The sequence below is a fragment of the Exiguobacterium sp. QJM3NY_9 genome (genome assembly GCF_056173545.1).
The window spans coordinates 1,754,878-1,776,472 of record NZ_CM149679.1 but is presented as its reverse complement, the minus strand read 5'-3'; the positions used below and the strand labels follow the sequence as shown (position 1 = coordinate 1,776,472).

21 protein-coding genes are annotated in these 21,595 nt (G+C 47.1%); 17 read left to right on the top strand and 4 right to left on the bottom strand.

Going from position 1 to position 21,595, the window contains the following annotated elements:
- Positions 1–131 precede the first annotated feature (131 nt).
- From panB to nth, 10 genes are all read left to right on the top strand, one after another.
- Positions 132–971, top strand: coding sequence for a 3-methyl-2-oxobutanoate hydroxymethyltransferase (gene panB / locus AC0VYQ_RS09200; RefSeq protein ID WP_475403464.1), 840 nt, complete (start codon positions 132–134; stop codon positions 969–971).
- Positions 968–1,798 carry a pantoate--beta-alanine ligase gene (panC, locus tag AC0VYQ_RS09195; protein ID WP_475403463.1) on the top strand — a complete coding sequence of 277 codons (831 nt, stop codon included), beginning with the start codon at positions 968–970 and terminating at the stop codon, positions 1,796–1,798. Before panB ends, panC begins: the two co-directional genes overlap by 4 nt.
- Positions 1,799–1,801: 3 nt before the next feature.
- A complete protein-coding gene (panD, locus tag AC0VYQ_RS09190) occupies positions 1,802–2,185 on the top strand; it encodes an aspartate 1-decarboxylase (RefSeq protein WP_029330611.1) in 384 nt (127 codons plus the stop codon).
- 101 nt (positions 2,186–2,286) lie between these two features.
- A complete protein-coding gene (gene dinG, locus AC0VYQ_RS09185) occupies positions 2,287–5,100 on the top strand; it encodes an ATP-dependent DNA helicase DinG (protein ID WP_475403462.1) in 2,814 nt (937 codons plus the stop codon).
- Positions 5,101–5,161: 61 nt separating this feature from the next.
- The gene (locus AC0VYQ_RS09180; protein ID WP_012370646.1) at positions 5,162–5,332 is read left to right on the top strand and encodes a YpmA family protein; all 171 of its coding nucleotides are present in this window, start codon (positions 5,162–5,164) and stop codon (positions 5,330–5,332) included.
- Positions 5,329–5,796 (top strand): hypothetical protein, encoded by a 468-nt coding sequence (locus AC0VYQ_RS09175; protein ID WP_088837311.1) that lies wholly within the window; start codon positions 5,329–5,331, stop codon positions 5,794–5,796. The genes AC0VYQ_RS09180 and AC0VYQ_RS09175 overlap by 4 nt, the downstream gene beginning before the upstream one ends.
- Positions 5,797–5,810: 14 nt before the next feature.
- A complete protein-coding gene (locus tag AC0VYQ_RS09170; protein WP_029330605.1) occupies positions 5,811–6,992 on the top strand; it encodes a pyridoxal phosphate-dependent aminotransferase in 1,182 nt (393 codons plus the stop codon).
- 29 nt (positions 6,993–7,021) lie between these two features.
- A complete protein-coding gene (gene asnS, locus AC0VYQ_RS09165; RefSeq protein ID WP_475404751.1) occupies positions 7,022–8,311 on the top strand; it encodes an asparagine--tRNA ligase in 1,290 nt (429 codons plus the stop codon).
- Between the two features lie 71 nt (positions 8,312–8,382).
- Positions 8,383–8,961 carry a DnaD domain-containing protein gene (locus tag AC0VYQ_RS09160; RefSeq protein WP_029330601.1) on the top strand — a complete coding sequence of 193 codons (579 nt, stop codon included), beginning with the start codon at positions 8,383–8,385 and terminating at the stop codon, positions 8,959–8,961.
- Positions 8,962–8,964: 3 nt separating this feature from the next.
- Entirely contained in the window at positions 8,965–9,627 is a 663-nt protein-coding gene (nth, locus tag AC0VYQ_RS09155; protein WP_214891996.1) for an endonuclease III, read from the top strand.
- A 128-nt stretch (positions 9,628–9,755) separates the two neighbouring features.
- Here nth and AC0VYQ_RS09150 read toward each other — a convergent pair whose 3' ends face one another.
- Positions 9,756–10,664 carry a DUF3800 domain-containing protein gene (locus tag AC0VYQ_RS09150; RefSeq protein ID WP_239456727.1) on the bottom strand — a complete coding sequence of 303 codons (909 nt, stop codon included), beginning with the start codon at positions 10,662–10,664 and terminating at the stop codon, positions 9,756–9,758.
- A 119-nt stretch (positions 10,665–10,783) separates the two neighbouring features.
- On the bottom strand, positions 10,784–11,077 hold the full coding sequence (locus tag AC0VYQ_RS09145) for a DUF1798 family protein (protein WP_088837309.1): 294 nt from the start codon (positions 11,075–11,077) through the stop codon (positions 10,784–10,786).
- 74 nt (positions 11,078–11,151) lie between these two features.
- Here AC0VYQ_RS09145 and recU point away from each other — a divergent pair, with 74 nt between their 5' ends.
- The 7 genes from recU to AC0VYQ_RS09110 all read left to right on the top strand — a co-directional run bounded on the left by recU (position 11,152) and on the right by AC0VYQ_RS09110 (position 19,553).
- Positions 11,152–11,766: a Holliday junction resolvase RecU gene (recU, locus tag AC0VYQ_RS09140; RefSeq protein ID WP_204251435.1), complete on the top strand. Its 615-nt coding sequence runs from the start codon at positions 11,152–11,154 to the stop codon at positions 11,764–11,766.
- A 32-nt stretch (positions 11,767–11,798) separates the two neighbouring features.
- Positions 11,799–14,423 carry a transglycosylase domain-containing protein gene (locus AC0VYQ_RS09135; RefSeq protein ID WP_475403461.1) on the top strand — a complete coding sequence of 875 codons (2,625 nt, stop codon included), beginning with the start codon at positions 11,799–11,801 and terminating at the stop codon, positions 14,421–14,423.
- Positions 14,424–14,529: 106 nt separating this feature from the next.
- Complete coding sequence (locus AC0VYQ_RS09130) at positions 14,530–16,794, top strand: DEAD/DEAH box helicase (protein WP_475403460.1); 2,265 nt, start codon at positions 14,530–14,532, stop codon at positions 16,792–16,794.
- The gene (locus AC0VYQ_RS09125) at positions 16,791–17,990 is read left to right on the top strand and encodes a ribonuclease H-like domain-containing protein (protein ID WP_475403459.1); all 1,200 of its coding nucleotides are present in this window, start codon (positions 16,791–16,793) and stop codon (positions 17,988–17,990) included. Before AC0VYQ_RS09130 ends, AC0VYQ_RS09125 begins: the two co-directional genes overlap by 4 nt.
- Positions 17,987–18,547: an SLOG family protein gene (locus tag AC0VYQ_RS09120; RefSeq protein ID WP_088837304.1), complete on the top strand. Its 561-nt coding sequence runs from the start codon at positions 17,987–17,989 to the stop codon at positions 18,545–18,547. Before AC0VYQ_RS09125 ends, AC0VYQ_RS09120 begins: the two co-directional genes overlap by 4 nt.
- A 5-nt stretch (positions 18,548–18,552) precedes the next feature.
- On the top strand, positions 18,553–18,861 hold the full coding sequence (gene gpsB / locus AC0VYQ_RS09115; RefSeq protein ID WP_088837303.1) for a cell division regulator GpsB: 309 nt from the start codon (positions 18,553–18,555) through the stop codon (positions 18,859–18,861).
- Positions 18,862–18,995: 134 nt separating this feature from the next.
- Positions 18,996–19,553, top strand: coding sequence for a nuclease-related domain-containing protein (locus tag AC0VYQ_RS09110; RefSeq protein WP_159172449.1), 558 nt, complete (start codon positions 18,996–18,998; stop codon positions 19,551–19,553).
- 35 nt (positions 19,554–19,588) lie between these two features.
- Here AC0VYQ_RS09110 and AC0VYQ_RS09105 read toward each other — a convergent pair whose 3' ends face one another.
- Complete coding sequence (locus AC0VYQ_RS09105) at positions 19,589–19,909, bottom strand: hypothetical protein (RefSeq protein ID WP_475403458.1); 321 nt, start codon at positions 19,907–19,909, stop codon at positions 19,589–19,591.
- 32 nt (positions 19,910–19,941) lie between these two features.
- On the bottom strand, positions 19,942–21,516 hold the full coding sequence (locus AC0VYQ_RS09100; protein WP_088837300.1) for an FAD-dependent monooxygenase: 1,575 nt from the start codon (positions 21,514–21,516) through the stop codon (positions 19,942–19,944).
- Positions 21,517–21,595 lie beyond the last annotated feature (79 nt).

The window sequence follows — 21,595 nt, the reverse complement described above, 5'->3', positions numbered from 1 at the left end:
GCCTTGATCCTATTTCGGACAGGGACAGAAGGACGATGTTGCACTTATTCACGCCTTCTTTCCTATGGGTATTTTTAGGAAGGAAGGCGTTTCCTTTTGTCCTCTCTACACTAACGAAGGAGAGAACACACATGCACACAATGACACCTTTACTAAAAAAACAAGCAACGGGAGAAAAACTCGTTATGTTGACGGCGTATGATTATCCGTCAGCGAAATTAGCAGAAGCAGGAGCCGTCGATCTCTTACTCGTCGGTGATTCACTTGGAAACGTAATTTTAGGATATGATTCGACGATTGCCGTGACGGTTGAGGACATGATTCATCATGCACGGGCGGTCCGCCGTGGGGCACCGAAGACATTCATGGTCGTTGACATGCCATTCGCAAGTTACCACGGTTCGTTCGACCGGACGCTTGATGCTGCGGCACGTATTTTTCAAGAAAGTCAGGCCGATGCCTTAAAACTTGAAGGTGCTGGGGACATCTTGACGACGATTCGTCGCTTGACGGACGCAGGGATGCCTTGTGTCGCACATCTTGGATTGACACCCCAATCAGTTGGCGTACTCGAAGGTTTTAAAGTACAAGGAAAATCGCTTGCAGCAGCGGAACAGTTGATTGCAGACAGTTTAGCAGCGGAACAAGCCGGTGCGAAGATGCTCGTCCTGGAATGTGTCCCGCACCAACTTGCGAAACGAGTCAGCGAATTACTTCAGATTCCTGTCATCGGGATTGGTGCCGGCGTTGATGTCGATGGACAAGTCCTCGTCTACCATGACATCCTGACATATGGTGTCGGACGTCTACCGAAGTTTGTTAAAGCGTATACGGACTGGAATACGTCAGGGACAGCAGCGATTGCTAGCTACGTCGAAGAAGTAAAACAAGGTGTATTCCCATCTATTGAACATACGTTCACGATGGATGAACAATTGATCGATTCGCTTTATGGAGGCGGTAAAGAATGAAAGTCATTCAAGACATCGACGAACTACGGCAAGAATTAGCAGCCTATGACTCGATTGGTTTTGTACCGACAATGGGGTTTTTGCATGAAGGTCATGGTTCGTTACTCGAACAAGCACGACGTGAAAATGAGATTGTCGTGTTGAGTATTTTTGTCAATCCGACGCAGTTCGGACCAAACGAAGATTTAGAACGGTATCCACGTGACGAACAACGCGATCAACAACTGGCGCGTGCGGCAGGCGTCGATTATGTATTTTATCCGACGAATGAGACAATGTATCCGCTCGATATGGCGCGCGTGACGGTCAGAACGGGCGACGACGTCCTTTGTGGTGCATCACGACCAGGACATTTCGATGGCGTCTTGACGGTCGTCAGTAAATTATTGAACATCGTCCACCCGACACGTGCCTATTTCGGACTGAAAGATGCTCAGCAGTTAGCCTTGATTGAAGGGTATGTCGCAGATTATTTCGTTCCGGTCGAGATTAAACGGTGTCCGATTATCCGGGGAGCGGACGGTCTCGCAAAGTCCTCACGAAATGTCTATCTGTCTGAGCAAGAACGCAGTCAAGCACCGCGTTTGCAACAAGCTCTACAGCAAGCAAACGCGTTACTTGAAGCAGGCACAGCCGTCGAGGAAGTCGTCGAACGGACGAAAGATGCCTTGCGTCTTGAAGGAACGGCGCTTGATTATGTCGAAGCGGTCGACTATCCGACGCTCGGACCGGTTACATCAGAAACGAAAACGATTTTATTAGCCGTCGCGGTTCAGTTTGAATCAGCGCGCTTGATTGATAATTTACTTTATACGAGAGGAGCATGATTTATGTTACGGACATTCATGCACGCTAAACTACACAAAGCTCGAGTGACGGAGGCGAACCTCCATTACGTCGGTTCCATCACGATTGATGAAGATTTGCTTGATGCGGTCGGAATCTTTGAAAATGAAAAAGTTCAAGTGACGAACAATCAAAACGGTGCCCGAATCGAAACATATGCGATCAAGGGTGAACGTGGCTCCGGTGTCATTTGTTTAAATGGTGCGGCAGCTCGCCATTTCCAAGTTGGAGACGAAGTCATCATCATGGCATATGCACAATTGACGAATGAAGAAATCCTCGTCCACGAGCCGAAGGTGGCTGTTCTCGATGAAACGAATAACATCAAACAGATGCTTTCTCAAGAAATCGCGCATACGATCTTATGAAATTCAGAGACCCGGAACACATTCGGGTCTCTATTTTTGTTAAGATGAAACATGAGAAGTTCGAAACGTAACAGATGGATGGTTAAAGGTGGAGATAAGTCGTGGAGAAGAAGTATGTGGTGATCGACCTAGAGACGACAGGTCATTCGATTAAAGCTGGAGATGAGATGATTGAAATCGGCGTAGCGGTCGTCGAACAAGGGCAAGTGACGGAACGTCTGTCGGCTTTCGTTCGACCGAAAAATCCGATTCCGCCGTTCATCTCGCAATTGACAGGAATATCCGATTCAGATGTAAGGGACGCAGACACATTTGATGTCATTGCACCGCGCGTCCTCTCGATGTTAGATGGTGGAGTGTTTGTCGCGCACAATGTCCAATTCGATTTAACATTTTTAAATGAAGCGCTTGAAGAAGAAGGTTACTTACCGTACACGGGTCCCGTCATCGATACGGTCGAACTGGCACGGATTCTATTACCGACGGCAGAGAGTCACTCCTTATCGCACCTGACGGAAAGTTTACAGTTGACGCATCAAGAAGCACACCGGGCGGGCAGCGATGCAGAAGCGACGGCAGAATTATTACTCGAACTGTTAAGTCGACTTCGCGAGCTACCGCTCGATACATTAAAACAGTTGCGTCGCTTAGCCCCGAAATTATTCAGTGCGATGGAAGAAGAGATTGATTTTGCGATTCAAGCCGTCGGCATCGAGACAGACGATCGGTTCGATTCGTTCCGAAAGATTGCGCTGAAAAAACGTCTTGATCCGGAACTGATGCCGAACCGGTCGGAACTCCAGCCATTCGGACCGTTCGTTGATCACTTGAATCAAGAGATCTTTCCGAAGCTGTTCAGGGGCTATGAGCAACGAACCGGTCAACTTGAGATGATGCGCCATGTCTATCAATCACTTGATCAAGAAGTACCATTGCTCGTCGAAGCTGGGACGGGTACCGGAAAATCTCTTGGCTATCTTGTTCCGGCGACACATTATGCGATTGAACACGAGACGCCGATTATCGTCAGTACACATACGATTCAACTGCAAGAGCAACTGTTCGCCCGTGATTTACCGCTGTTGCGTCAACTGTTCGATGCCCCAGTCGACATTACATTGCTCAAAGGGCGGAACAATTATATTGATTTACGTAAATTCGAGTTTTTCCTGAATGAAACAGAAGAACCGTATAATTTTACGTTAGCGAAAGCAACATTGCTCGTTTGGTTGACTGAAACGACGACGGGAGACTTGGAAGAAGTCAGTCTTCCCGGTGGAGCAGCACAAGGGAACATCGCCATCAAACAGTTGATCCAGTCGGATAGCCAGTCGCAACTCGGGCGGTTCGATCCGTGGTTTAGCCGTGACTTTTTCCAACATGCCGTCCGTAGAGCGAAGGACGCGACGATCATCGTCACGAACCATGCCTTATTGTTTAGTGATATTCAGTATGAGGCGGGTGTCTTACCGAAAGGCTGCCCGTTGATTTTAGATGAGGCCCATCAAATCGAGGAAGTCGCGAGCCACCATTTCGGACTTGTCTTCGACGGGCATTCATTCGACCGGATTTTTAGACAACTCGGATTCTCCGCGGATAAAAAATTGTTGACGCGTCTCGTCAACCTCTCCGATCAGTTTGATTTGACGGAGATGGTCGAAGCACATAGTGAAGTGATTGATGAGACGATGACGGAGCTAATCGAAGAGGCAGATAACCTGTTGATGATCATCCAAGCCTATGGACTTGATCTCTCTTCCCGGAAAGAGCGACGGGAAGGACGTGTCACGGTCCGCTTCAAACGACTCGATCATTCGATGCGGGCCGTTCAGGAAAGTGCGAAACGGGTCGAATTGGTCTTACGTCGATTACGACAAGCGATTCGGGCGATTCATAAATTATTCCACGATCAACGCGAACACATGAGTTACCGGGAACGGTCCGTCGTCGCGGATCTCAAATCCGTGATCGGTCAAATCGAGGATGTCGAGAATGCGATTTTTGAGACGATGCTCGCGCCTCATGATGAAACAGTATCCTGGATTGAGACGACTGCAAAAAATCGGAAGTTGACACGGATTTATACGCAACCAATCGATATTTCAGAACGCTTATACCGGGATGTTTTCTCGAAACGGACGAGCATTTTGACATCCGCGACGTTGACGGTCTCGAATAAGTTTCAATTCATTGAAAAGCGGCTTGGTTTAAGCGAACTCGAGACACGGCGGTTCATTGTCCCGTCACCATTCGGGTACGCGGAAAAAGTCCGGCTGATGGTTCCGACGGACTTGCCGTTACTGCAGGACGTTCCACCTGCGAAATATGCCGAAACGATTGCGGAAGCAATCATCGAAATCGCTGAAGTGACGGAAGGGCGGATGCTCGTTTTGTTCACATCCAATGACATGTTGCGACAAACGCATGATGCGACGAAGCAGGCACTTCCGGCACGATTTACGTTGCTGTCGCAAGGAATCACACAAGGATCCCGGCAGCGCTTGATGAAACAGTTTAAGCAACTCGATGCCTGCATTCTTTTTGGGACTGCGAGTTTTTGGGAAGGGATCGATGTTCCGGGTGACGACTTAAGTTGTCTTGTCATCGTTCGTCTACCCTTCGCACCGCCTGACCAACCCATCGTTCAGGCACGATCGGAACAAATCGAACAACAAGGTAAATCTTCGTTTTTTGAATACAGCTTACCGCAAGCGATCATTCGTTTTAAACAAGGGTTCGGTCGTTTGATTCGAACGACGAATGACCGTGGTGTCGTGTTCGTGTTTGACCGTCGAATTGAGACGACACGTTACGGAAAACGTTTTGTTTCAAGTTTGCCAAATGTGCCTGTTTTATCAAAACCACTTCAAGAATTGACGGCAGAACTCGAATTGTTCTTGAATGATACGGATTGAGTCTATTAAAATAACCATTATCGCATTATAATAGGTTAAGAAAAATGAGGGAGGATATAAGATGGATTCGAAAATCGAGACACTCGCAACGGTCAAGGTCAATCGCCATGACGATACGTACAAAATCGTAGACTTATTGAATCGCACGTTAAAAACGGAGGACTTAATGTTTGGTTTAGCTCTAGATGAGAAAGACAAGGAGCAGATGGTCTTCACCATCTACCGCACATGAAGTGGAAAATCGCCATCGGTTTGATTTCGGTCGTTCTTTTGATTACGCTAATCGGTACAGGAATCTACCAGTTAACGGTTGGTGAAGCAAAGGGGCGAGAACAAGAAGTCGTCAAGCGGGCAGAAAAACGTTTAACACAAGAAATAGCCCCGGACGCCGTGACATTCGAAAATGTCTTTAACGGAAAAGACCAGTACACCGTCTTCTCGATTAAAAAAGAGGGAGAGGCGTTACGCGCTTTTGTCCCGTCAAAAGGTAAGATTGAGACACGTCCGGTTAAAGACGGCATTAAGGTGGATGAAGTCATTCGTCAAAGTGGAGATCAAGAAAAAATCGTTTCCACGAAATATGGTTTCGAAGATCGCGCCTTAATTGAGATCGTCGCGGAAACCGAGACGGGCTATGAATATTCGTACTATACGTATCAAGAGGGATCTTTCATCAAACGACTACGGATTAACTAAAAGGAGTGTGCGACATGTTATCAAAACGCGTACAACAATTGACGCCTTCTACAACGCTTGCCATCACGGCGAAAGCGAAGGAACTGCGGGCATCCGGTCAAGATATCATCGGTCTTGGGGCTGGTGAACCGGATTTCAACACGCCGGAGTTCATCATTCAAGCGGCGTTTGCGGCAGCAGAAGCAGGCGATACAAAGTATACGCCTTCAGGCGGAACGGTTGCGTTGAAAGACGCGATTATCGAGAAGACACGTCGCGATTTATGGGTATCGTATGATCGCTCGGAAGTCATGGTCGCGTCTGGTGCGAAACATGCTTTATCGACACTCTTCCAAGCCATTCTCGACCCGGAAGATGAAGTCATCGTTCCTGCTCCGTACTGGGTCAGCTACCCTGAGCAAATCAAGTTGAGTGACGGCGTACCGGTCGTTTTAGAGACGACGGAAGCGTCACGTTTTAAGGTGACACGTGAGTTGCTCGAGCAACACATCACACCGAAAACGAAAGCAATCGTCTTGAACTCTCCGTCGAACCCGACAGGTATGGTCTACACGAAAGAAGAGTTAGAGATGGTAGCAGAGATGGCGATTCAACATGACATTCTCGTCATCAGCGATGAAATTTATGAGAAATTACTGTATAACGGTGTGACGCACTTATCGATTGCGACACTTCCAGGAATGCGGGAACGGACAATCATCATCAATGGTGTCTCGAAATCGCATGCGATGACGGGCTGGCGGATTGGTTATGCGATCGGACCGAAAGCAATCATCGGCGCAATGACAAACCTTGCGAGCCATTCGACGTCGAACCCGACGTCAATCGCGCAAGCTGCTTCTGTCGCGGCCTACGAAGAAGGGGATGCCCCGGTCGAAGCGATGCGTGTCGTGTTCGAAGAACGACTCGAACAAATTTACGAACGCTTGATTCAAATTCCTGGTTTGACGTGCTTGAAGCCGGAAGGTGCCTTCTACTTGTTCCCACATGCCTTAGAGGCAGCGAAGATGTGTGGTTATGCAAACGTCGATGACTGGTGTACAGCCGTCTTGTCAGAAGCAAAAGTAGCCTTGATTCCAGGTTCAGGATTTGGTGCGCCGGAATATGTACGTCTATCGTACGCAACAGACCCGAAGCGTGTCCTAGAAGCGCTCGATCGGATTGAAGGATTTATCGCGGCTCGTACAGCCGTTTAACTTAGAGAGGATGTTGACTTTTGAAAGCAATGATTCGAGATGTAGCAAAACATGTGGGAGAGGAAATCACGATTGGCTGTTGGTTAGCGAACAAACGTTCAAGCGGTAAAATCGCCTTCCTTCAGTTACGTGACGGTTCCGGCTTTATGCAAGGTGTCGTCGTCAAAGAAACGGTCGGAGAAGACTTATTCAAAACAGCGAAAGGTCTAACGCAAGAATCATCACTTTGGGTGACGGGAGTCATCAAATCAGATGGTGAGCGGACAGCACTTGGTCATGAGATGGAGATCACTTCAATTGAAATCATCCATGAAGCAATCGACTACCCGATTACACCGAAAGCACACGGAACAGATTTCTTGATGGACAACCGTCACCTTTGGTTGCGGTCAAAACGCCAGCATGCCGTCATGGTCGTTCGAAATGAATTGATCCGTGCGACATATGAGTTCTTTAACCAAGAAGGGTTCATCAAAGTCGACCCACCAATCTTGACGGGCAGTGCACCGGAAGGAACAACTGAATTGTTCCAGACGAAATACTTCGATGAAGATGCGTACTTGTCGCAATCGGGTCAACTCTACATGGAAGCGGCAGCGATGGCACTCGGAAAAGTCTTTTCATTCGGTCCGACATTCCGTGCTGAAAAATCAAAAACACGTCGCCACTTGATTGAGTTTTGGATGATGGAGCCGGAGATGGCGTTCTACGACCACGAGATGAACCTCGAAGTCCAAGAAAACTATGTCTCGCATCTCGTGCAGTCCGCCTTGAAGAACTGTAAAGCGGAACTTGAGTTGCTCGGTCGTGACTTAACGGTTCTTGAAACGATTCAAGCACCATTCCCACGCGTCCGGTATACGGAAGCAATCGATATGTTGAAAGAACAAGGATTCGACGACATCGAATTCGGAGATGATTTTGGTGCACCACACGAAACAGCGATCGCAAACAGCTTTGCCCGCCCGGTCTTCATTACGCACTGGCCGAAAGCCATCAAACCGTTCTACATGAAAGAAGATCCGGAAAACCCGGGATTCGTTCTGTGTGACGACTTGATTGCACCGGAAGGATACGGCGAAATCGTCGGTGGTTCGCAACGTGAAGAAGATTACGACAAACTGCTTGCTGATATGAAAGAACACAACTTGGATGAGACAGGTGCCTACAAATGGTATCTTGAAACACGCAAGTATGGTTCAGTACCGCACAGTGGCTTTGGTTTAGGACTTGAACGGACCGTCGCTTGGGTCACGGGCGTCGAGCACGTTCGGGAGACGATTCCATTCCCACGTCTACTCAACCGGTTGTATCCGTAATTTAGACTGAAATCGACCCATCGTTTAGACGGGTCGATTTCTTGCTTAGACTAAAGAATCGAGGAAGTGTCATGAATCATAATTTAATCCAACTTTTCGAAGAAGGGACCGTCGTGCTTCCGAAACGATTGTTCACGGAAGCGAAGCGGCTTGGAATCAGCTTCGTCGAGTTTACGTTAATCGGTCAACTGTTCGCTTGCCGTGCGGAAGGGATGGAGATGCCTTCACCGGAAGAATTGAGCAATCGTCTCGGGCTGTCCGAGACAGAAACGATTGAGACGACGCTCGGTTTGTTACAGAAGGGGTTGCTGGCGATGGAAAACGTCGCCGGATCGGAACGCTATTCGTTAGTTCCACTCTATGAAAAATTAATGGCACCACCGGAACAAGAGGCGCCGAATTTCGATACGATCAATCCATCGGTCTTCCAACAATTTGAGCGGGAACTCGGAATGATGTCGCCGTTTCAAATGGAACAAATCATTCAGTGGCTGACGATTGAAAACATCGCGGAAGAGCTAGTGCTTGCCGCGCTTCGCGAAGCCGTCTACCATAACGTCCGGAAGATGACCTATATCAATCAAATTTTGCGGACGTGGGAACGCGAGGGTATTAAAACACTCGAAGATCTTGCGACGCGGGGAGGGTGAATCATGTTACGAGTAGCTGAAATCGACCGGATTGAACGGACCCTCGAAGAGATGTTTCCGGACGCTTTTTGTGAACTGATTCATAAAAATCCGTTTGAACTCGTCGTCGCCGTCGCCTTGAGTGCGCAAGCGACGGACGTGCTCGTCAATCAAGTCACGCCGGGATTGTTTGCCGCGTATCCAACGCCAAGCGACCTGGCCACTGCACCGGTCGCTGCCATCGAAGAGAAAATCAAACGACTCGGTCTCTATCGCAATAAAGCGAAAAACATCAAAGCACTCGCGGAACGCCTCATCACGTTGCATGAAGGTGAAGTACCAACGGACCGTGCCGGACTCGAAGCATTACCCGGCGTCGGGCGAAAAACAGCGAACGTCGTGTTATCGGTTGCATTCGATGTCCCGGCATTCGCAGTCGATACGCATGTCGAACGGGTCTCAAAACGCCTCGGTATCTGTCGCTGGAAAGATAATGTCACACAAGTCGAAGCGACGTTGATGAAACGATTCAAGCGGGAACGCTGGTCGAAGCTTCATCATCAATTCATTTTTTTCGGACGGTATCACTGCAAGGCGCAACGTCCGCACTGCCTTGAATGCCCATTACTCGACATGTGTCGGGAAGGAAAAAAACGGACGAAAGGGACAATCATCCCTGTCGATTAACGACGAACCATTTAAATGATGCTTGAAAGCAAAAAAAGGATAGCGCGTTTCCGGAAGAAACCCCGGAAGCGTGCTATCCTTTATTCGTGCGAAATAAAATGTCTCTTGTCCATCATACGCGCGTATGTTTAACCATTCCAAGGCGTATCGGACCATTCCCGACGCTTTTTCGTGATCGGAACTTTTTTGAATCCCCAGTTTCGGAAATCTTGATCGGGACTATCGCGACGAATGTAAATTTTTTCTTTGATTGCTTTAAAGATTCGGTTTTCGTCCCCGTAATGGACAAACCGTGGTTTCACCTCAATCACGCCACGACGTACGCGTGAAAGGGGAAGACAGACGAGGTCAGCAATCTCAAGACCGGATTGGTAGAGGTCGCTATCCTTTTCAGCAAAGATGAAGCCTTTGATTTTTTGACGACTTTTTTCGACGTCAAGGTGGACAGTCCCCGAGTTAAAGATATCGAAGAACGCTTTTTGAATTAATAAGTTTTGATAATCATCACGACTTTCGAGGACGACACGAGCACTCGTCGCTTCCGTTTCCTCTAAAAAAGCGTAAAAGGATTTCATCAAGTGGGCAAATGCGACGACGTAAGGATCTTTTGGTGTCGAATAAAAATCTTGCAGCTTCTGTTTATCGACTTCGACACTGACAATCGTACAGTCGATATCGACTAGGAAGTCAGGTAATGCGACCCAAAAATGACGTAACATATCAATCGTGATCCCGTCTTCTTTACCGTAAGGATGCTCCGCCTTTAAAATTTCTTTTAAATGGAGTGGAATGTGTGGATCTTCAAACACACTCGACTTAAATTCCATCAAGCGTTTCCGCAAAGGGCTCGGTTCACCCGTTTCGTCCGAATCGATGGCATATTTGTATTCCATCAAGACACCTGTCAAATTAAATTGCGTATTCCCTTTAGGTGTCCCCGTCTCATCGACGAACATGACGTATTTTTTCGCAGTGTTGTTCGACGCTCTAGGAATCATTTTTGATTCATGGCGCGAATTCGATTTAGGTGTTGCCAATCAGATTCCTCCTCGCGCGGTTCTACAGGACCAGTTGTAACTGTCTCCCACACTATACTGTGTACGACAAGTATACCAAGATTTCCTGCTAAAAAAAGTAAAACCTTAAGTGAGAGAAATCACTGCATCAGTTGATCGATATAGCGAACAGACTTAATCGTTTCATTGAAACGTTTTAAACTTGTTTTTGGTTGGAACGCCTGGACTGATAGTTGTTTCAGTTGATCGACGGCACTCTCGACCATCGCCGGGCGTAAATAAGGGCTGTTCTGCGCGTTATGTTGCCAATCGGCGATGAGCACATCTGCTTGTTCGACGAACGGAATGACATCCTCGTTGAAGTCATATTCTGTTCCGGCGCGACCTGCTTGATAAATTTTTTCGATTTCTTGAAGTAACGGTTCAATTGTCATTTGTTTTTAACTACTCCTCTCGGCCGATACGATACAATCACATATCATGGTACAATAAACGCGATAGGAGGGGAATCGTTTTGAATTATCCGAACGGTAAAAAATTTCAAAAGCCTCTCGAACCTCATGGAACGACGATAAAAAAAGCACGCTCACAAGCATCGACGTTTTCTAATCGGGGGATGAAGCTTGAAAAATTGATTAATGAAAGCAATACGTTTTACTTGACGCATAATCGGGCAATTATTCACAAGAAGCCAACCCCCCTTCAAATCGTTCAAGTCGATTACCCGAAACGTTCTGCGGCTGTCGTGAAAGAAGCCTATTTCAAACAACCGTCGACGACCGATTATAATGGTGTCTATCGGGGAAAATATATTGATTTTGAAGCGAAGGAAACGAATCATAAAACCTCTTTTCCACTCAAGAACTTCCACCCCCACCAAATCGAACACATGCGACAATGCGTAGCACATGGAGGAATTTGTTTTGTCATCATTCGGTTCAGTATGTATAATGTGCAATATGTGCTTTCAGTCGAGCACGTGTTCCCTTGGTGGGAGCAATTGGAAACGGGTCGTAAATCAATTCCGCTCGACCAAATCGAACAACATGGTATAAAAATCAAGACAGGTGCGTTCCCTGCGATCGATTATCTCGAAGCAGTAGACGAATTATATTTCACTTGAGAAACTTACGGATTGAAGGAGAAGGATAGCATATGGAAAGAAGTCGTGTCGCACGTCGTGAAGAAACGAAGACGTCAACTAAACAATCGAATCGGACGAAACGTCCGAAAAAAAAGAAGTCCGGTGGTTCAGGTGGATCTGGAAAAGGTCCACTTTTTAAAAAGCTATTAATGATTGCAACCGGCTTATTCATCATCATGATGCTTGTCGGAGGTGGGTTTGCTGCGTATGCGATTGCCACTGCTCCGGAACTCGATGAGACGAAACTACGGGATGCGCTCCCGCTGAAAATTTATGCGAGCAACAAAGAGGAAATCAAACAGGGTGGAACGAGTCGCGAGTACGTCTCGATTAAAGAAGTTCCTGAAGTCGTCAAAGATGCCTTCATCGCGATTGAAGATCGACGTTTTTACCAACACAAAGGGATTGACTTCCGTCGTCTCGGTGGAGCGATCATCGCGAACATCACCGATGGGTTCGGCTCGGAAGGGGCATCAACAATCACGCAACAGGTCATCAAACAATCGTTTTTAAGTTCTGAAAAAACAATCACACGGAAAGTACAAGAACAGTGGTTAGCGATTCGTCTAGAACAAGACTACACGAAAGATCAAATTTTAGAAATGTACTTGAATAAAAACTACTATGGTCAGAATTCGTTCGGAATTCAGACGGCTTCAAAAGCCTATTTCAATAAGACAGTCGATAAATTAGATTATGCAGAAGCAGCGATGCTTGCCGGATTGCCACAGCGTCCGACAGCATATGACCCGATTAAAGGGGATCCGAAGTTAACGAAGGGGCGTCAAACACAAGTATTAGATGCGATGTTGACGACAGGCGTCATCACGCAAAAACAACGTGATCAAGGAGTCGATCAACCGATTTCTAAATTGATTGATCCCGCTCCAAAATCGACGACAGATGCTTCGTACGATAGCGTCATCTTTGATATGGTCTCAAAAGAATTAGAAGATGTCTTTGGTCTTGAAGGAAAAGACATCTATGGCCAAGGACTCAAAATTTATACATCGATTGATAAACCGATGCATGATTATATGAATGAAGCCATTAAAGAAGACAAAGTCGTACAATTACCAGATTATGCCGAAGCTGCGGCCTCTGCCGTCAACACAAAAACGGGTGAAGTCTTAGCCGTCGTCGACGGAAAAAATCCAGGGGAAGACACGGCACGCCGTAACTACGCGAATGAACCGCACCAACCGGGTTCTTCTGCGAAACCATTCTTCGCGTATGGTCCAGCGATTGAAAATGAAAAATGGTCGACAGCAAAACAAATCACGGACCAAGAAACGAAGATTAACGGCAAGACGATTCAAAACTATTACGACGGTTACAAAGGAACAAACACGATTCGAAACTGGTTGAAGATTTCAGCCAATACGCCGGCAATCCAAACGTTCCAAGAGATTGGTGGCGATGCGGTCGAATCGTTTGCTGCTAAATCTGGTTTGGCATTAGAAAAAGATGAATCAATTTCTCCAGCGTACGCAATCGGTGGGATGAAACACGGATTCAACACGACTGAGATGGCGGGCGCTTATGCGACACTCGGAAACGGTGGCGATTATGTGGAGCCACACATCATCAAGTCAATTGAGTACAGTGATGGATCAAAAATCAAATCACCAATCAAATCGAAAAAAGCGATGGAAGACTATACAGCTTATATGTTGACGGACATGCTTCGTGACGTCCTGAAGCCGGGCGGTACGTTCCCGACGGCTGGACTTTCATTTGATGCAGCAGGAAAAACCGGAACGACGAATGCCTATAAGGATGTTTGGTTCGTTGGTTATACTTCTGATGTCTCCATTAGTGTTTGGACAGGAACGACGACATCTGGAAATAATAACGGGATCGGCCTCGAAGGGCAAACCGAGAGTAGAATGGCACAAAACCTATGGAAAGATTTTGTGACCAAAACACGTGACCGGACACCAGCGCCGTTCGAACAACCAAGCTCGGTCCTCAGTATCGGTGACGAACTGTATGTGAAAGGAACGAAGGAGCCGGTCGTCGAAAAAAAGGCCGTACCAGCTCCGACTGGATTGCAAGCTTCTTACGATGAAGAAGCGCAGTCAGGTGAGCTGACTTGGAATTACAACGATTCAGCGTTGCGGACGAACGGATACGATAGCGTAACATTTGAAGTATCGATGAAAGATCCGGATGGCAATACATCGGTTCTTGGGACGAGTTCAACGAATCGAATCGGTATCAATGGTCTAAAACCAGGACGAACAGAGTTCACACTCGTCGCGAAAGCATCAGGAGAAGAGTCAGGTCCTGTTGCGACGTCAGTCACAGTCGCTGAACCAGAGACTGAGGAACCAGTGACGGATGAACCGACGACGGATGAACCGGCGACAGATGAACCGGCAACGGACGAACCGGCAACAGACGAACCGGCAACAGATGAACCGGCAACAGACGAACCGACGACGGACGAACCGACGACGGATGAACCGACGACCGATGAACCAGTGACGGATGAACCGGCAACGGACGAACCGGCAACGGATGAGTCAGTCTCTACACAATCAACGGATGAAAAAGAAAAAGAAAATGATAAGAAAAAACAATCCGATAAAGAAAAGACGGACAAAAAAGAGGATTCCCAAAGCACGGAATAAGAAACAGAGGAATGAATTGAAGGTCAAGACTGAAGTGGCGAACCTGTCGCTACAGTCTTACCTCTTTTTTTTTGTATAATGAGTGAAGAAGGAAGGAAGTGAGTCGATGGAACCGAGACAATCACTCGTTACCTATTTAGAGGAATTAAAAGCTGATCGCGCCTTTATGGAGCGCGTCACATATATGAAGACGATGGAAGCTACAGCAGGACGGTACTCACCTTTTCCGGAACAGATGCCAAAACGATTACAACAAGCCATCAAAGCACGTGGCATCGATGCCTTATACCGGCATCAAGCATTAGCATTTGATCAAGTCATGGCAGGGAAATCGACGGTCATCGTCACGCCGACGGCTTCCGGGAAAACATATTGCTTTAATTTACCGATTCTCTCGCATCTACTGGAGCATCCGAACGACCGGGCACTGTATCTCTATCCGACGAAAGCTCTCGCACAAGATCAAAACAGTGAACTGCTCGAGTTGATTGATGAGCTCGAAGCACCGATTCGTTGTTTTACGTATGACGGAGATACGTCACCGACGATTCGGACGAAAGTCCGCAAAGCGGGGAACATCGTCATTACAAATCCAGATATGCTTCACTCGGGCATTTTGCCGCATCATACGAAGTGGATTGAACTGTTCGAAAACCTGAAGTATATCGTCATCGATGAGTTGCATACGTACCGTGGCGTCTTCGGGAGTCACGTCGCAAATGTCATCCGACGGTTACGCCGGATTTGTCACTATTACGGGAGTGACCCTGTCTTCATCATGACGAGCGCGACGATTGCCAACCCACAAGAACTGGCGGAACGGCTGATTGAGAAGCAGGTCAGTCTGATCGATGACAATGGTGCTCCGACCGGGCGAAAACATTTCATCGTCTATCAACCACCAATCGTCAATGCCCAACTCGGAATTCGACGTTCGGCGACACTCGAAACCAAACAACTGGCATCCCGATTCATCAAAAAGAAGTTTCAGACGATCGTCTTTGCCCGCTCACGTGTCCGCGTCGAGGTGTTGCTGACGTATCTACGCAGTTTGATTCGCCATGAACTCGGTCCGAAATCGATTGAAGGATACCGTGGTGGTTATTTACCGACGGAGCGACGTGATATCGAACGGCGTCTAAGAAAAGGTGAAATCACCGGCATCGTCTCGACGAATGCGTTAGAACTGGGCGTCGATATCGGTCAATTGCAAGTCTGTATCATGAATGGTTATCCCGGAACGATTGCTTCGCTTTGGCAACAGGCCGGGCGTGCCGGAAGACGGCAAGATGATGCGTTAATCATCCTCGTCGCCTCGTCCGGGATGCTCGATCAATACGTGGCAGAACGACCGGAGTTATTTTTAAATCAATCACCAGAGGCGGCACGACTCGATCCCGACAATTTAATCATCGCCGTCGACCATATAAAATGTGCCGCATTCGAACTTCCGTTTCGGCAAAGTGAAAGATTCGGCACACTCGAGACGGAGGATATTCTCGAGTATTTAGTCGAAGAACGTGTCCTGCATCAGCGGGGAGAGCGTTTCTATTGGATGAATGATGCGTTTCCGGCACATGAGATCTCGTTACGCTCAAGTGATCAAGAAAACGTCGTCATCGTCGATCAGACGGAAGTCCCGAATCGGGTCATCGGTGAGATGGATACATTTAGTGCGATGACGTTACTTCACGATGAAGCGATTTACTTGCATGGGGCGGATCAATATCAAGTCGAGACACTCGATTTTGAGGAGAAAAAAGCGTTCGTCCGTGCCGTTGATGTCGATTATTATACCGATGCTAATTTTTCAGTCGATTTGTCTGTCCTTGAAGAAGATGAAAGCTATTCGAATGATCTGTTTAGTGTGGCCCGTGGTGATGTCAGTGTTCGTGGGATGGCGACGATGTTCAAAAAAATTAAATTCGGTACCCACGAAAACATCGGGTCTGGTCCGATTCATTTACCTGAACGGGAAATCCATACGACAGGAGTCTGGTTTACGTTGCCTGCTACATCTGCTTCTAGTATGGAGCTCGAACAAGTACTGGAAGGGGTCGCGAACAGCCTACGGCGTGTGGCACCTCTTTATTTAATGTGTGACGCGAGTGATGTTTTTGTCGTGCCGCAAGTCAAGGCGACACACACGCAGAAACCGACCATCTATTTGTATGACCGGTATCCTGGAGGGGTCGGCTTAGCTTCTTCAATCTATAAACAACGGAGCATCATGTTACGGGCAGCACGCGACTCGATTGAGACATGTCCCTGCCTTGACGGTTGCCCGGCCTGTATCGGCATGGTCGGTCTCGCAGACGAAAAGGAGCGGACGATTCAGATGTTGGCTGAGATGGAAAGGGAGTTAACATGAAAAATAAATTAAGACGAATGTTAAAACCGACGAATCAGGAGAGTGAACAACGGCAAACGATAGAAAAGACTTCGACGCACGCCGTCGATCCGAAGATTGCGAACGAGCAAGCCGCCTGGGTGGAGAAGGGGGCAGAAATTTTAACGTTCGAAGATGAGTGGATCGTTCGAATCGATCAGCGCTATCCACTGACAGAAAGCCATGGACACCGGACGTTTGGTGCCGGGTACGAATCACTTCAACTACCGCATCCACCACTCGCGCTCGATGTCCCGCTCGAACAGATCATCTTTTTCGATACGGAAACGACCGGTTTACGTGGAACGGGGACAACGATTTTTTTGATGGGGTTCGCCCGTTTTGAACAAGGCGAGCTATTGATGCGGCAATACTTCCTGCCGCATCCACACTATGAAGCAGCTTTTTATCATCACTTTTTGACTGATATCGGAGAAGATGTCCGTTTCGTCACGTATAACGGAAAAAGCTTTGATTGGCCGCAAATCAAGACGCGGCATGTCTTCGTCCGTGAACGTGTACCGCGTCTGCCGAAAGTCGGTCACCTGGATTTACTCCATGTCTGTCGGCGAATTTTTAAAGGGTTATCCGATTCGTACCGTCTGACAGCGATGGAAGAGCAAATCGGATTTGAACGAGCGGGTGATTTGCCAGGATTTTTAGCCCCGATGCATTACTTTCAATACGTCGAACATCAAAATCCGACCATCATGGATGGTGTCCTTGAACATCACCTGCATGACTGTCTGACACTTGTCAGTCTGTACGATGAATGCAATCATCTCGTGACCCATCGAAAAGAGGTATCACCTCAAATTGGAGAAAACATTGCCGTCTGGTTAGCCGATTTAGGTATCAATGAGCAATCGGTCGAGCATTTTCATCAGGCAAACGATCTATCGGCAGAGGGCTGGTTACGGCAAGGACTTCTGTATAAAAAAATGAAACGGCATCAGGAAGCAGTCAACTGCTTTGAAAAGAGTGAGACATTCCGCGGATACATCGAGTTGGCGAAATGGGCGGAGCACATTGCAAAAGAGCCACAGCTTGCTTATGATTATACTGAGCAAGCAAAACAACTGTTAGAAGGACAGGTGTTACTAACAACACGGCGGGAACGTTTGACCGCTGAACTTACACATCGGAGCAATCGGTTACAAAGGAAGTGTCAAGAATGAAAGTCGTTGCCATCACGGGTTATAAGCCAACTGAACTAGGAATTTTTGATCAAAAACATCCTGGTATCCCGGTTATCAAAGCGGCGTACCGCGAACGCTTGATTCGACTCATTGAAGACATGGGGACGACATGGTTCGTAACAAGCGCGACTCCAGGCTGTGAACTGTGGGCCTGTGAAGTCATCTTAGAACTAAAAGCAGACTATCCGGACATTCGTCTCGGGATTTTATTGCCCTTTTTAGAGCAAGAGGCTAAATGGAAGGAACCTGTACAAGCTCAGTATTTAGCGGTACTGAACCAGGCGGACTTCGTCGATGCAATCAGCCAAAAGCCTTATGAGAATCCGAGTCAGCTTCGTAACAAAACGGAATTCATGATTGAAAAAAGCCAAGGTCTGTTATCCGTTTTTGATGAAGAACACGGTGGCTCAGCGAAGTATCTCGTCGAGCGTGCTAGAATAGAGATGGAACGGACCGATTATCAACTGTTCTTAATCACACAAGATGATTTATCGATGATGGAGCAGGAACTGAACTATAATGATCAGTGGGAGTGAAGACGATGTATAAACCCTTATTGACAGCAGATGATATTTACAAAAAAGAATTTAAGACGGGCCTACGCGGTTACGTGATTGAAGAAGTGGATGGATACTTGGATCAAGTCATCAAAGATTACGAAGGATTCGAGCGCGAAATCGAGCGTTTGAAGAAAGAACTAGAAGCAGCAAAAGCGACGGCGCCGAAACCCGAAGAGCGAATCGTTGAGGCGGAAGCCCCAGTGTCTAATCCATCGAATTATGACATGCTACGCCGGATTTCAAATCTTGAAAAAGCTGTTTTTGGACGTCCTCACCAAGAAAATCAATAAACGTCAAGACATCTACTTAAACAGAAGTGGATGTCTTTTTTTGTTACGAAATTCCCCTGATTTTGAAAGCGCACACCGCTTGTGCAAAAGGATGGTAAACTAACTAATAATACATAGACGTAAGGGGAGACAATATGTTACAGGTGATGGCAACAAAAATGACACCTCTAGAAGAGCGGCGTTTCTTTTCCTTTAAACGTTCAGTTCCAAGTAAGGTGAACGACTTAGAACTCGTCTGTGATCAAGTGCGACATATTTGTCGCTACGATTGGATGTTATTTGAAAACGTCGAGCTCGACCGCCGCATGAAGATTGAATTTGCCTTAATCGGGCCAAAAGGATTGTTTTTAGTCCTTGTCAATCAAGAGGCTGCTGTATTGCTAAGTGATCAAACCTATCACGTCGAAGACGAGCAACGTGTTCAACGGGTTGAACAACGGCACCCAGTAATAGAGGCACAACGCCTCACGAAACATGTCAGATCGCTTTTAAAGGCGGAAGGCGTGTCGATTCCTGTTCACACGATGATAGTATTCAAACAAGCGCCGAAGTTGCGTATGACGCGGGTTAAGTTTCCGATCGGCCAGTCTTTTGCTGCCATCAAGCCATGGATTGCAAGACGACAAGGAACTCCTGTCACGGAGAAAGATCGTAAACAGGTTGCTTTTATACTGGCAAACCATCAAAAATAAGCAACCTCTCAACTTACGGAGAGGCTGCTTATTTTTTAACGTCTTTTTTTAGGTTGAGTGAGAAAACGTTCGACACGGTCAATATCTTCTTTAAGTGCATAAATTGCAACACGATCGGCTAAATCTTTACTGAACCTTCGGAAAAAGATAGAGGTTTTAACACCTCGTTCGAGCCGGACTTCAAAACCGGCATCCGCTAGTAGCTCGTAATCTCGATGAAGCTGTTCGCCTTTTTCTCCAAATTCTTCACCGACGAGGACCCAACGCAAAGACTCTTTTGTGCGACGGGCGACGATGATGATGAACAGAACAATTAGAACGATGATCAAAAAGTATCGTATATTCATAAACTCCATGGATTTTATCACCTCATACCTATCATACGTGCTTACCGGGCATAAAGTAAACGTTCAAGGTAGCGAGAGAAAGGTTTAATCTTCAAGCCTTGCTGACGATAAGCGATGTAGCCGTCTGGACGAATCAAATACAGACCACATTGCTTAATCCCGAACTTCCGTGCGAGTTCTCCCCCCTGGTCGACGACCCCGTCTTCTTTTAGCTCTTGATGAATCGAGACGGTCTCAAACAGGTCCGGATAGGAGTAGGCGAGTTCTTTATAAGGGGTCAGTTCTGATTCATCGGACTGACGCGGTAAAAAGAGCAGCAATAAGAAATTTCGATCAGCGCGACGTAGCAGTAACTCATTTTTTTTCGTCCGCGGATTTACAACTTCGCTGTACGGCATCGGTTCACCCGGTTTCGGTGCAAGTAAGCCAAATCTCCCTTGCGTGACAAACGTATCGGATGGATGATAGTTACTATTCAATTGAGCAATCCGGTTCGTCACGTAATGATGAAGCGGTGTGATTTTTAAACTGTTCCGAATGACTTTTTCTTGCAGAGGTAGTAAAAATGGTACATTGATTTGCAACAATTCAGTCGCAAGGTTCGTCGAACGTAAAATTCCACGTGCCGCTTCCCGCCGTTCCGTACTATAAGAGTCGAGCAACGGGAAACTTGCTTTAAACTCATGCACACACCAAAGCTTCCAGGCTAGATTCATCGCGTCTGCGATTCCCGTATTCATCCCTTGTCCGCCGACAGGCGAGTTGATATGCGCTGCATCACCGATTAAGTAAATCCGGTGGTGACCAAACTTTTCGATGATTCGATTGTGGACACGGAACATGGAATACCAATGGACTTTTTTTAGTTTAAAGGGTACTTTCGCCCGATTTTTAAGAAAGTCTTCAATCGCCGCATGATCCGTCGGCACGACACCGTCCGTTAAATTGCCCGTAATTCGAAATAAGTTTGATTGTAATGGGAACGACTCGATTACTCCATGATCGGAAAAGAAAATATGGACTTCTTCTGACGAAAGCGGCCAGTCGACTTCAATATCAGCAAGCGCCCAAGATTCCTTGAACGACTTGCCACTGAAGGGAAGTCCTAGTTCACGCCGGACGAAGCTGTTCGCACCGTCTGCGCCGACTACGAACGAGGCATCGACTGTCTCGACGACATTGTTTTTTCGAATCGATGCCGTGACGAATGTTGGAAATTGAGCGAAGCCGGTCAACTCGGTATCCCGTTCGACACGATGTCCGTAATCAAGTAGGCGTTGTTCAAGAATTCGTTCCGTTTCACTTTGAGGTAAGAGTGTTACAAATGGGAATGGTGTATTCAAATCCGTAAAATCAAGTTTTGCTTGCCAAGCTCCATTCACATAGAGATTTCCTTGATTAATCTTAATCGCTTCTGCCATCAGTTCCTCGGCAACACCGAGACGGGCAAACAATTCAAGTGAGCGTGCTTGAATACCGATTGCCTTTGAGACGACAGATGGTCCGCTCGCTCGCTCGATGATCCGGAATGTTAAGCCATACCGTGAGAGCGCGAGTGCAAGTGTCAATCCGGTCGGTCCGGCCCCGATAATCAATACATCTATGTTTTTCTTCACGAATAAGCCCCCCTTATTTTACTTCTTAGCCAAAAGTAGCTACCATTAAACTATACACCTAGCGGCTAACCGCAAGAGA